This is a genomic window from [Clostridium] aerotolerans DSM 5434, assembly GCF_000687555.1.
Classification (GTDB): domain Bacteria; phylum Bacillota; class Clostridia; order Lachnospirales; family Lachnospiraceae; genus Lacrimispora; species Lacrimispora aerotolerans.
On sequence record NZ_JHWJ01000004.1, the window covers coordinates 45,062 to 58,228 of the forward strand.

A 13,167-nucleotide genomic window follows, 5' to 3' on the forward strand; every position below is an offset into this window, starting at 1 on the left:
AAAATAAAGGAGGTCCATTCTTATGAAGATCACATATATCCATCACAGCTCGTTTCTTGTGGAGCTTGAGACCATGACTCTGTTGTTTGATTATACGGAAGGTGCCATACCTGAAATCAAAAAGGATAAGCCCCTTTTTGTGTTTGCAAGCCATAGACATGGAGATCATTATTCCCCTAAGATACTGGAGCGCTTTGATGATTTCAAAGCGATCAGATATATTTTATCCGATGACATTTCAATCAAACAAATGCCGGAACAAACCGGAAAACAAACTGGCGAACAAACCGGAAATCATATCACGTTTATGAAACCAGGTGCCAAAAGAAAATTTGGAATTATACAGGGAAGCATCTCCGATCTGGAATTGGAAGATGGCATTGCAGATATAGAAATTCAAACATTTCGTTCTACGGATGAAGGAGTCGCTTTCATCATAAAAACAGAAGGAAAGGTCCTTTACCATGCCGGGGACCTAAATAACTGGCGCTGGGAAGGAGAACCGGAAGACTGGAACCTTGCTATGGCAAAACAGTACTCTAAAGAAGTGGACAAGATGAAAGGTATAAGAATTGATGTTGCATTTCTGCCTCTTGATCCCAGACAAGAAAATGCTTTCCACCTTGGATTTGACGAGTTTATGAAAAAGGTTCAGGTAAATCTGGTATTCCCCATGCATTGCTGGGGAGATTTTTCTGTAATTAAAAAAATAAAAAGTATGGAAGTATCAAAACCTTATAAGGACCGAATCATGAACATTCAGGAAGACGGCCAAAGCTTTATTATTAAGTAGGAGACCGGTATATGGAACGCGAAACAGATCAGAAAGCAGATAAAAAAGCAGATAAAAAAGCAGATAAGAAATCAGACCAAAAAGCAGATATGAAAGCAGGCCCCAAAGCAGGCTCCAAAGCAGGCTCCAAAGCAGGCCCTAAAACAGGCCCCAAAACAGGCCTCAAAGCAGACCCCAAGGCTCACCAAAAAGAAAGGCAGGAAAAAGATTCTGAGACAGACCAGGAAATAGACTATGAATCAAAATCCAATTCCCAACCAGAACCACCTTCCTCTCATCAGACCAATCAAAGAGAAGTCCTCAATGCCGCCATGCAGGCAGGACACATTCTTTTGGAAAATGGAGCAGAAATCTTTCGGGTCGAGGAAACCATGGACAGAATCTGCCGCCATTTTGGGATTGAATCCGGGAACTCTTTTGTTTTAAGCAACGGAATTTTCACCACTTCGGGCAATGAGCGGGAGGAAATATTTGCAAAGGTACAGCATATCCCCGTGAGCGGAACACATTTGGACCGGGTAGCTGCCGTCAATCAATTGTCCAGAGAGATTGAGGCTGGTCAGGTTAGCATCTCAGAGGTAAGACAGCGCTTAGACGAAATCAGGGTCATGCCGGGGAAATCAAAGGTCATGCAGATACTTGCTTCCGGAGTAGGAAGCGCCTGCTTCTGTTATCTCTTTGGCGGCAATGTAAGAGACAGTGTGTGCGCCTTTGGGACAGGGATTCTTTTGTACTTTTACGTTTTATTTATCAGTGCTCCAAGACTTTCAAAAATTGTAGGAAATATTGGTGGTGGTGCCCTGGTCACGTTTATTTGTACCATGCTGTATCTCCTTGGCATCGGCGAACACCTTAATTTTATGATCATTGGCTCCATCATGCCTCTGATTCCGGGAGTGCCATTTACCAACGCCATTCGTGATATCGCTGACGGAGATTATATCTCCGGCTCTGTGCGGATGATGGATGCCCTTTTGGTGTTCTTTAGCATTGCCATGGGAGTTGGTCTTGTATTTGGAGTGTTTCACCGTTTGACAGGAGGTGCGCTCTTATGAGTCTGTTGTTTGAGACCTTGGCTGCCATTATTGGCACAATTTCATTTTCCCTGCTGTTTGGAGTTCCAAGGAAGTTTTATCCGTACTGCGGATTTATCGGTGGGGCTGGCTGGATTGTTTACGCGGCACTGCTTAAATTTGTGTCGACTCCTATGTCAGCCATGATTGCTACCATTGTTGTGATACTTTTTTCCAGAATGTTTGCGGTGAGAGAGCGATGCCCTGTTACCATATTTTTAATATCCGGCATTTTCCCTCTGGTTCCAGGGGCAGGGGTGTATTGGACGGCTTACTATATTGTGACGGATGAGCTTAATTTAGCGGCTCGTACTGGATTTTTAGCGCTTAAGGTGGCAGTTGCCATTGTACTTGGAATCGTATTTGTTTTCGAACTTCCTCAGGGTATTTTTAAGTTTGCGGCAAAAAAGCCGATAAAGACAGAGGAGAGAAAAGAAAGGGAGAATAAAGATGATTTGGATTAGAAATGCTCATGTCATAGATCCTACAGACAAAACAGAAAAAAATGTGGATATCTGCATCAGTGACGGGAAAATAACTGCCATTGGCGAGCACCTGGAATTTACCGTAGCAAAAGAAGATGTTGTCATCGATGCTTCTGGCTACGTGGTAGCGCCTGGCCTTATGGATGTACATGTTCATTTCCGTGATCCCGGACTTACCTATAAAGAAGATATACAAACAGGAGCCAGGGCCGCCGCCAAGGGAGGCTTTACGACTGTTGTCTGCATGGCAAATACAAAACCGCCCATTGATAATGTAGAAACCTTAAAATACGTGCTGAAAGAGGGCGAGAAGACCGGAATACGGGTTCTTTCAGCCGCAACCGTATCCAAGGGGCTTATGGGCGCTGAATTAACGGATATGGAGGCATTAAAGGCCAATGGTGCGGCAGGATTTACCGATGATGGAATTCCTCTTCTAAACGAAACCCTTGTAAAGGACGCCATGGAAATGGCGGCAAAGCTGAATCTGCCTTTAAGCTTTCACGAAGAGGATCCAGCATTTATTGTAAATAACGGCATTAACCATGGAAGCGTTTCAGAGCAGCTTGGAATCTATGGTTCCCCAGCACTTGCGGAAGACAGCCTGGTGGCCAGAGATTTAATGATTGCCCTTCATACAAAAGCTCCCGTAAATATTCAGCATATCAGCTCAAAGAATTCTGTGAAGGCAGTGAAGTTTGCAAAGGAGCTGGGAGCAGAGGTGTATGCGGAAGTGACGCCTCACCATTTCTCTTTGACAGAGGAGGCGGTGTTAAAGCATGGGACTCTGGCGAAGATGAATCCCCCGCTTCGGACCGAAGAGGACAGACAAGCTCTCATTCAGGGACTTAAGGACGGAAGCATAGATATCATTGCTACGGACCATGCGCCTCACAGCACCGAGGAAAAGGCGAAGGGGCTTAAGGAAGCGCCAAGCGGAATTATCGGCCTGGAAACAGCTCTTTCTCTGGGCGTGACCAATCTGGTACGTCCCGGTCATTTGACCATGATGGAGCTGATGGAAAAAATGAGCCTTAAGCCTGCAAAGCTTTACCGGATACCATTTTCGGGAATTCAAATGGATGGCCCGGCAGATCTGGTGATTTTTGACCCGGATGAAACATGGACGGTGGGAGAATACGTATCAAAGTCCGTCAATTCCCCGTTTACCGGTGAATCTTTGTATGGAAGGGTCAAATACACCATTTGTAAGGGGAAAATCGTATATCAGGATGAAAAAGACTGACCAATAAGCAGAAGAAAGCATTTGGGGGAATTCAGTGAGAATAAATGAAATGGAGATCAAGGGAAAGGATCAGCCTCTTCTGGCAAAGGAAAATGATCCTTCTACCGGTGAGATCCGAAAAGCAGTGGAACAGGCAATGCTTAGAGAGACCATTGCAGCAGAGGCCAGCTTTATTGAAGAGGTTGGAGAGAATGTAAAGGCTTCTCAGACAGATGCCAGCAATGCTCCAAAAGAAGAAACCAGGGAGCCGGAAAAATCAACGGACCGGGCGGCCATTTCTGAGGAGGGGGATCCTTATAGGGACCGAAGGGATGGCAATGAAGAGCTTGACCGGATACGGGAAGAAGAGAAGTTAAAAGAAGCACTGAAAGCTTTAAAGGATTGGATGCCATCTTTTAATAAGATGGTTGAAGATGAAATCAATGATCTTACAGCCATGTACCAGGAACTTCTTCGGTCTATTCTGGAACACATCCCGGTTGGCAGCAGAGAGGCACAGATTTCCACCTTAAATGAAAAGCTTTCAGAGCTTTTGTTAAAGCTGCTTAACAGCCGTCTGGGGGAGCTAAAGGCCCTCCTTGACACTTATGGCTCGCCAGAAGCGAAGGAAGCTGTAAGAAAGGCCCTGTATTACAATGTCACCGGAAAGGCCATTGATAGAAAAGAACTTCTTATTATATTTAAAGATCTGTTCAATGCTGATATGGGATTAAAAGATGGGAAAGATTTGTTAAGCTCCTCTCAAAAATATTCACAGGGTCAGGAACGACAGGGAATGATTTACCAGCCGGATGGAAGCGGCAGGATAAAAAATGAACCAGGATATGCTGGACGGATTGCAAAGGAAGCTTATCTTCCCCAGCCTCATTGGACTAAAGAAATGGCGCTGGAAGTCAAAAACATTTCTGGAGCCCAGGTTTCTATTTCTCCCATGGCAGAAAAAAATGTATACACGATCCAAGACCTTGCTCTGGCAGAACGGTTCTCAGAATACATCAATCATTCTGGAAACTTATTTGGTGCTGCCGCTCTGTCTGGAAGCAGCGAAGAGCTATACGGCTTCCTTGCTGCCCTGATGACGATAAAGACTCAAGTATACTGTATTCGCTCTGGGCTGGATAAAGGCCTGGCCTCAGAACTGAGAGAGGCGGTAGACCGGCTCATTGATTTTTACATACAGGAAGAGTATAGAAGATCTTCGGAAAATGGAAGGCAAAGTCAGGGACAAAAACCATTCTTTCAGCCAAAGGACGCCTATAAGATCTTCTATTATATTATGGGGCTCTATCATACCAATGGAGACCTTAGTGAAAGCTTTAATAAGGGCATTCGCCAGGCATACCGCCAGTTCTTAAAAAAACAGGAAGGGATAAAGGCATCGGAGGAATCTTTTTGCTTTTTTTCCGGGGAGAAAAAGGAGGCAAGAGAAGACTGGAAGGCTGGCAAGCGGTATGTAGAGCAGGATTTTAAGGAATTTACAGCCCTTTTAAATGAGCCTGGAGAAAGTATGCTGCCCATTGGTGTATTGGAGTTAAGTCCTTGGGGGATGTTTTTAGAGCCGGAACCCTCTGATAATAAAGAGAAAGGTTTGGCCCCGCCCCACCTTATTTGGGGCCTGGGTCTTATCCTTTTTGTATTTATTTTAAGCCTTATTATTTCAATAAGATAATTCTTACCAGTCATTTTCTTCTTTACAGAAATACTTTACTGTGCTACCATGGTAACACATGAAATTAAAGAGGAGGATACAAGGATGAAAAAAATAATGATAAAAGCAGCGCTGGTATTAGGGACACTGGCAATGCTTACCGGATGTTCTGGCAAAAAGGAGGCAGCTCCCACCAGTGCAGCAGAGGCAGGCAAGACAACGGAATCGGCTCAGGCAACAGAGGCAGGAAAGACTGCAGATGGAGAGGATACGTTTACTGTAGGATTTGATCAGGATTTTCCTCCCATGGGCTTTAAGGCAGATAACGGGGAATACACTGGGTTTGATTTAGACCTGGCAAAGGAAGTAGCGAAACGTTTAGGAAAGAAATTCGTGGCACAGCCAATTGCCTGGGATGCCAAGGACATGGAGCTTCAGTCTGGAAATATTGATTGTATCTGGAATGGTTTCACCATAACGGGCAGGGAAGACGGTTATACCTGGTCCAAGCCTTATATGAAAAACAGTCAGGTATTTGTAGTGGGTAAGGATTCGGGCATTAAAACACTTTCTGACCTTACGGGAAAGGTAGTTGAAGTTCAGGCAGATTCTTCTGCGGAAAAGGCCATTAAAGAAGATGATGCGTTATTAAAGACCTTTAAGACTTTGCAGACCACACCGGATTATAACACTGCATTTATGGATCTTGAAATGGGAGCTGTAGATGCTGTGGCAATGGACGTCATTGTGGCGGCTTACCAGATTGAGCAGAGAAAAGCGGATTTTGTTATTTTAGAGGAATCCCTATCCGCCGAAGAGTACGGCGTTGGATTTAAGAAAGGCAATGAAGCCTTAAGAGATCAGGTGCAGGAACAGTTAGAAGCCATGGCAGCCGATGGCACATGTAAGAAGATTTCAGAGCAGTGGTTTGGAAAAGATGTTACCACTGTTGGAAAATAAGAGGATGTAATTGGAGGAGTAATCATGACTTTTATACAGATACTTTCACAGCTGGCAGGCGGGATGTGGGTCAGCATCCAGATATTTGTGGTGACGCTGGTCTTTTCCCTGCCCCTGGGGCTTTTGGTTTCCTTTGGGCGAATGTCCAAGAACCGGGTCATACAGGCCATTGTAAAATTCTATATTTCAGTCATGAGGGGAACTCCCCTGATGCTGCAGCTCATGGTAGTTTATTTCGGACCTTATTACCTGCTTGGGATTAAGGTGAGTAATGATTACCGTCTGATTGCTGCGTTCATTGGCTTTGTGATCAATTATGCAGCCTATTTTGCAGAGATCTACAGAAGCGGAATACAGTCGATGCCAGCTGGTCAATATGAGGCTTCAAAACTTCTTGGATATTCCAAGGCACAGACCTTTGTACGAATCATTTTCCCTCAGGTGGTAAAACGGATTTTACCTTCTGTGACCAATGAGGTAATTACCCTGGTAAAGGATACCTCCCTTGCATTTACCATCAGCGTTCTGGAGATGTTTGCAGTGGCAAAGGCCATGGCGTCTTCTCAGACAAGCTTAATCCCCTTTGTGGCAGCAGGACTTTTTTACTATGTGTTCAACCTGGTTGTAGCTGTTGGGATGGAATACATAGAAAAACGAATGAATTACTACGAATAGGAGGATTATGATGTATTTACTGGAAATGAACCACGTGCGAAAATCATTTAACGGCCAGGAGGTTTTAAAGGATATTTCCCTGTCAGTAAAAGAAGGTGAAATCGTCTCCATCATCGGTCCCTCCGGTTCGGGGAAGTCAACATTGCTTCGCTGTGCTACCATGCTGGAACAAATGGATGGGGGAGAGCTGATTTATCTGGGAGAAAAGGCGGCCTGGAATGAGGACGGCGGAACAAGCGTTTATGCAGACAAGGATAAATTAAAGAAGATTCAAAAGAATTATGGACTCGTATTTCAGAACTTTCACTTATTCCCTCACATGTCAGTTCTTCAAAATATTATGGACGCACCTCTTCATGTCCAGAAACGAAACAAGGAAGAGGTTCATGGAGAAGCGGTGAAGCTTTTAAAAAAGATGGGGCTTGAGGATAAGGCAGAAGCGTATCCATGCCAGCTTTCCGGCGGTCAGTGCCAGAGAGTTGCCATTGCAAGGGCATTGGCGTTAAATCCTAAGATTTTATTTTTTGATGAGCCGACCTCTGCACTGGACCCGGAGCTTACTGGTGAGGTGTTAAAGGTGATTCGTTCTCTGGCGGATTTACAGATCACCATGGTCATTGTTACTCATGAGATGGCATTTGCCAGAGATATCTCGGACCGGGTTATTTTTATGGCTGACGGTGTAATTGTAGAGGAAGGGACACCGGAGGAAGTGTTTTCTTCTTCTAATGTTCGGACTCAGAGTTTTCTTGGGCGTTATGGTGAATAATTGTAGTAATATAAGATATCTACTATATAATAAGAGGATTTTAGTAATAACCCTTAAAGCATCTTAATATGAGTGCTTTAAGGGTATTATTTTACGCTTTAAAACCACAAATGTTTTGTGTTTGCAAGAGTTGATATGCAGTGGTTGGTAAATAGCTTTAATCAGTGCTAAAGGAGATGAAAATATTATTTATCAGGAATACGCTAGGAGAGAGAATGGTTTGATGGCATTTATTTAGAAAAGTGCAGCTTTGAATACACTTGTTTAGGCAGCCAGATTCAAGCAAATAAAAAAATGCAAAAAAGCGTTTTAAAGAATTATATCATCAGATTAGTATAAAATGCAGTTTTATATATTTGGTTTTCTTCTGAAGCGCTTACTCTTTAAAGCTACGAAGAATGTCTTTTATCCGCAAAGGTTTTAATATAAAAAGACTGGTAAAAGCGTTATAGGTACGGTTCTTTACCAGTCTTTTTAAAGTAAATAAACAATTAAATTAACGTGCATAAAACGAGAACATATATGTTAATAGGCTTAATTTGTTATGCTTGCGATATTTTCTAATTATCTACTCGTACATATATATGATATATTTTACCATTAAGAACAGCTTGGACGATGGCTAGACCTTTGTTTACCCCTGTTACCTCTCCATCGGCTGATATTGCAGCAATACTATTATCAAGAGATTTCCAAGTTACATTACCTGCATTATCAGTTAGATAGAGTTTTGTTTTTTCGTTTTGTTTCAGATGGACTGCGAGTCGCAATTTATCGGCGTTTTTAACGACCTTTACCGGGATATAATCCATAAAAGTGCCATCTTCGCTTTTTGCATAAATATTTGTGGTACCTTCGGTGACTGCGGTTACCTTTCCCTTGTTATCTACGGTAGCGACAGACTCATTAGTAGAACTCCAAGTATAGTTTGAATTATTATCTAAGTTGTATGATGTACTAAGTTGAACAGTTTCGCCCGTATTTAATAATACTGATAATAAGAGAGGGTCTGCTTGCGGAATAGTAACAGATACCTCGTTTGAATTAGAACTTTCAACGCCATTTATAATTGCTGATACAACATAATATCGTGTATCACCAGCTTTAATATTAGTATCCGTATAGCCAGTTGTGTTAGTAGTATTTAGTGTAGTAAAAACTCCACTAGGCGAAGTAGACCATTTTACGTTATAGCTTGTTGCCCCATTAATAGCATCCCAATTCAAAGATACAGTCGAATCGGTTGCTGCGGCGGTTAAATTGAATGGGGAAGTAGGAGCATTTTGAATAGTAACAGATATCTCGTTAGAATTTGGACTTTCAACCCCATTTACAATAGCTGATACTACGTAATAATAAGTTTTGCCAGCGTTAACAGCTTGATCTGAATAAGTTGAATCTGTTGTGGTGTAATTTGAAGTATAAGGACCTCCTGAAGTAGTTGCTATTTTTATATTATAACTTGTTGCACCATCCACAGCATCCCATTTTAATACTGCACGAGAATCGACTTCTGATCCAGTTAAATTCATTGGTAGGTTATAGTCTACCAAATAACCAGTAGCATCTATGTCTATTGCATCAACATCATAACATGTTGATCCAACATAAGGAGAGTTTATGACAACTTCGTGGACCTTTAAATCCAGACCGGTTTTTTCATATACAATCACTTGAGGGCTCTTTGAATTATATGGATTATAAGAATTTGTATTTCCATCAATAGTTACATTTACTTGGGTTGGTCTATTAGTATCATACCATCCTATTATTCGTAGTTTCGTTCCATAAAATTTAAACCTGCACGTAGCGTTTTTGTCACTGGTTGGTTGACTAGTCCCTCCCCATAAACGAGAATCGTTGGCTAGAAATCCCCAAGTACCAGTCATATGAATATTAGATTGACCCGCTGGATCATATCTACTCCATCCTGCCTCTGGGGTAGTTAACTTGCTACCTACTGTTGCTGCAAAAGTAATGGTACTCCCAAAAGTAATAACAAATAAAACACTTAGTAACAACATTCCAAAAAACTTGTTTTTTAATAACTTCATCACTAATCCTCCATTTTTATATCAATATCTCTACTTAGGTGGAAAAAACAGAAAAACCAGTCTCAACAAAAAATTTTGATTAACTGGTTTAAGAATATATTTCATTCACCTCCCTAGTTGCAAACTTCATCCCTAAGCACTGGAAAATTATACCATAATTTTGTATAAAGGGGTATTTATATAACCCATATTTTTTTAGTATAAACAACTATAAAAAAGTAAGTTGGTATTTGTATGCTGTCTATCGAGGGGTAAATATGAAAGTGGTGTTAAATCTATTTTTGGTATCGTAAGATACTACCATATAAATGTAATATGCAATATCCATGAGCAGAGGTGAACTTCTCTAGAGTACATAGTAACTAAGACCCACGAGATAAATATTGTTCTAATGATTAGTAGGGACAATCATTTATATTTATCGTTATGCACTGGGACGACTCAACTTGTAAAAAAGTAGGTATATAAGAACTTGGAAATTCCAAAATGTCATGGATGTATTTACAGCAAGATATGACTACGCATAGAACCATAATAAGAATGTTAGTATTTTAAAGTATATTTTGACTGTATTTAGGTGGTAAGGGTAATGGGATAAATAGCCTCAAAACCTCAATTTAATCGAAAGACTACCAATTTTAGGTAATAATTAAATTTACTTAAGAAAAAAGAAAAAGATTTTTCACAATCAGATGTTATACTAAAAGCGAAATCATAGGTGATTGAAAAAAGAAAGAAGAGGATGCTTATGAAGAAAACTTTGATTGCAGCATTGGTTCTCTGTGCTGCCCTTGTATTTACGGCCTGTGGGAAAAAAGCAAGTCAGACACAAAATACCGGAACGACTGCTGAGACCAAAAGCACGGAGACAACGGCCCAGGTAAGCACAGAGGCTCCGGGAAGTACCGGGGAATTTAAGATATTGACTGGCAAGGTGGTAAGTGTTACCGATAACATGAAAGGCATTACCATAGCAAACGGCAGTGCCCAGACCGTTCTTGATCTAAACGACGCGGCGGTTGAAACATCATATGCCTTAGACCAGGGAGTAGAGGTATCCGTAGTCTATAAAGGAGAGATTTCTGGGACAGATGCAAAAAATGCCAAGATTCTTCTTGTATTAGATGCACAGGAGAACATGAAGACTCTGGAGGCCACCGGAACGGTTGCTGACCAGGCGATGAGCACCTTTACCATTAAGACGGAAGATGGCAAAGAGTTAAGCTTTATGAAGAATAATGCAGAAGGTCTTGATTCTGATGTTTTAGGAAAGGCAGATGATGACAGCAACGGAAGTAAGGCAAAGGTGAAGGTGACCTATGTATCGGTTACTTATGACGCTGGAAGCATATCCAATTACCCATTAAAGGTAGAAGCTGCCAAGTAAGAATGAAGATTCCAGGAAAATCCCGGATGGGCATGGCTTTTTTGATAAAAGGCTTGCAAATTCGGGATTTTCATGTAAAATAAGAGAGATGACAAAGTGAGGGGTCCAATGACCTTTTTTTTATGTAATAGGAAATAACACCCTATAACATAAAAAAAGCCCTGCCGGGCGGGAGGCGCATGACGCTCTAATTGTAGATTGTCACTAACGTGCCAGCGCGTCAGCGCTAGAGTCTGGCGAGCCAGACTCTTTATTTTGGTTATTTTAATTAATACGCAGATCACAGAAAGGAAATTAAAGATGATTAGTGCACATAACGTAACATTAAGAATCGGGAAGAAGGCTTTGTTTGAGGATGTAAACATTAAGTTTACAGAAGGAAACTGCTACGGCTTAATCGGCGCCAATGGAGCCGGTAAATCCACATTCCTTAAGATTCTTTCCGGTGAACTGGAGACTACGGTCGGAGATATTGTTATAACACCAGGACAAAGACTATCCTTCTTAAAGCAGGATCATTTTAAATATGATGAATTCCAGGTACTTGATACCGTTATTATGGGTAATACCAGACTTTATGAGATCATGAAGGAAAAGGATGCCATCTATATGAAGGAAGACTTCACCGACGAAGACGGCATCAAAGCAGCAGATTTAGAAGGTGAATTCGCTGCTATGAACGGATGGGAAGCAGAGTCTGACGCTGCCAACCTTTTAAATGGACTTGGTATTGAAACTGATTTACATTATAAATATATGAGAGAGTTAAACGGTGCGGAGAAGGTTAAGGTTCTTCTTGCCCAGGCACTCTTTGGCAATCCTGATATTCTTCTTTTGGACGAGCCGACCAACCATTTGGACTTAGACGCCATTGCCTGGTTGGAAGAGTTCCTTATTAACTTTGAGAATACCGTAATCGTAGTATCCCATGACCGTTATTTCTTAAATAAGGTTTGTACCCATATCGCTGATATTGATTACAGCAAGATTCAGCTTTACGCTGGAAACTATGATTTCTGGTATGAGTCCAGTCAGCTTATGGTGAAGCAGATGAAGGAATCAAACCGCAAGAAGGAAGAGAAGATCAAAGAACTTCAGGAATTCGTTCAGCGATTCTCCGCCAATGCTTCCAAATCAAAGCAGGCGACTTCCAGAAAGCGTGCCCTTGAAAAGATCGAGTTAGATGACATTAAGCCATCCAGCCGTAAATATCCATACATTGATTTCCGTCCTGCCCGTGAGATTGGAAATGAGGTTTTATCTGTAACCAATCTTTCTAAGACTATTGATGGAGTTAAGATTCTTGATAATCTTTCCTTTACCATTAACCGTGAGGATAAAGTGGCTCTTGTAGGACCAAATGAACTTGCAAAAACCATTTTATTTAAGATTCTTGCAGGTGAGATGGAGCCTGATGAGGGTGAATATAAGTGGGGAATTACGACGAGTCAAAGTTATTTCCCTAAGGATAACACAGCAGAATTTGATAACGATGATACCATCGCTGACTGGCTGACCCAGTACTCTCCAGAAAAGGATGCAACCTATGTTCGTGGCTTCCTTGGACGTATGCTCTTTGCAGGAGAAGACGGCGTAAAGAAGGTAAAGGTATTATCCGGAGGTGAGAAGGTTCGTTGTATGCTTTCAAAGCTCATGATCTCTGCTTCCAATGTACTTCTGTTGGACGAGCCGACGGACCACCTGGACATGGAATCCATTACCGCTTTAAACAACAGCCTTATCAAATTCCCGGGAGTGATTCTTTTCTCATCCCGTGACCACCAGATCGTACAGACAACAGCCAACCGTATTATGGAAATCGTAAATGGTCAGCTGATTGATAAGATTACTACCTATGACGAATATCTTGAAAGTGATGAAATGGCTCGTAAGAGACAGGTATTTACTTTAACAGAAGAGCAGTCACAAGAGAATCAATAAACCAAATGGTTTACATGAAAGTGGAGCAGCCTGGCTAATTCTGAGCCAGGCTGCTTTCTGCTATATTGCTAATCTTAAGTCTACGCTGCTGTGTTCAGCGAGTGGTCATGATTTATGCAGCTGAGAAAGCTTTCAA

General features: G+C 41.8%; 11 protein-coding genes. 10 read left to right on the forward strand and 1 reads right to left on the reverse strand.

Annotated features, from left to right (window positions below; all coding sequences use genetic code 11):
• Positions 1-22: 22 nt before the first annotated feature.
• The 8 genes from T546_RS0106965 to T546_RS0107000 all read left to right on the forward strand — a co-directional run bounded on the left by T546_RS0106965 (position 23) and on the right by T546_RS0107000 (position 7,649).
• Positions 23-793 carry an MBL fold metallo-hydrolase gene (locus tag T546_RS0106965; protein WP_026890995.1) on the forward strand — a complete coding sequence of 257 codons (771 nt, stop codon included), beginning with the start codon at positions 23-25 and terminating at the stop codon, positions 791-793.
• Positions 794-1,104: 311 nt separating this feature from the next.
• On the forward strand, positions 1,105-1,848 hold the full coding sequence (locus T546_RS0106970) for a threonine/serine exporter family protein (protein WP_084326242.1): 744 nt from the start codon (positions 1,105-1,107) through the stop codon (positions 1,846-1,848).
• Positions 1,845-2,330, forward strand: coding sequence for a threonine/serine exporter family protein (locus tag T546_RS23020; protein WP_084326211.1), 486 nt, complete (start codon positions 1,845-1,847; stop codon positions 2,328-2,330). The genes T546_RS0106970 and T546_RS23020 overlap by 4 nt, the downstream gene beginning before the upstream one ends.
• Positions 2,320-3,597, forward strand: coding sequence for a dihydroorotase (locus T546_RS0106980; protein ID WP_026890997.1), 1,278 nt, complete (start codon positions 2,320-2,322; stop codon positions 3,595-3,597). Before T546_RS23020 ends, T546_RS0106980 begins: the two co-directional genes overlap by 11 nt.
• A gap of 34 nt (positions 3,598-3,631) precedes the next feature.
• The gene (locus T546_RS0106985; protein WP_026890998.1) at positions 3,632-5,266 is read left to right on the forward strand and encodes a hypothetical protein; all 1,635 of its coding nucleotides are present in this window, start codon (positions 3,632-3,634) and stop codon (positions 5,264-5,266) included.
• A gap of 84 nt (positions 5,267-5,350) precedes the next feature.
• Positions 5,351-6,205, forward strand: a complete 855-nt coding sequence (locus T546_RS0106990) for an amino acid ABC transporter substrate-binding protein (protein ID WP_026890999.1) — start codon at positions 5,351-5,353, stop codon at positions 6,203-6,205.
• Between the two features lie 24 nt (positions 6,206-6,229).
• Positions 6,230-6,880 carry an amino acid ABC transporter permease gene (locus T546_RS0106995; protein WP_034598298.1) on the forward strand — a complete coding sequence of 217 codons (651 nt, stop codon included), beginning with the start codon at positions 6,230-6,232 and terminating at the stop codon, positions 6,878-6,880.
• A 10-nt stretch (positions 6,881-6,890) separates the two neighbouring features.
• On the forward strand, positions 6,891-7,649 hold the full coding sequence (locus T546_RS0107000) for an amino acid ABC transporter ATP-binding protein (protein ID WP_026891000.1): 759 nt from the start codon (positions 6,891-6,893) through the stop codon (positions 7,647-7,649).
• Positions 7,650-8,209: 560 nt separating this feature from the next.
• On the opposite strand, the gene T546_RS0107005 is transcribed toward T546_RS0107000, so the two are convergent.
• Positions 8,210-9,703 (reverse strand): fibronectin type III domain-containing protein, encoded by a 1,494-nt coding sequence (locus T546_RS0107005; RefSeq protein WP_026891001.1) that lies wholly within the window; start codon positions 9,701-9,703, stop codon positions 8,210-8,212.
• Between the two features lie 748 nt (positions 9,704-10,451).
• Here T546_RS0107005 and T546_RS0107010 point away from each other — a divergent pair.
• Together T546_RS0107010 and T546_RS0107015 are read left to right on the forward strand one after the other, a co-directional pair.
• Complete coding sequence (locus tag T546_RS0107010) at positions 10,452-11,090, forward strand: LPS-assembly lipoprotein LptE (RefSeq protein ID WP_026891002.1); 639 nt, start codon at positions 10,452-10,454, stop codon at positions 11,088-11,090.
• Between the two features lie 300 nt (positions 11,091-11,390).
• On the forward strand, positions 11,391-13,031 hold the full coding sequence (locus T546_RS0107015; protein WP_026891003.1) for an ABC-F family ATP-binding cassette domain-containing protein: 1,641 nt from the start codon (positions 11,391-11,393) through the stop codon (positions 13,029-13,031).
• Positions 13,032-13,167 lie beyond the last annotated feature (136 nt).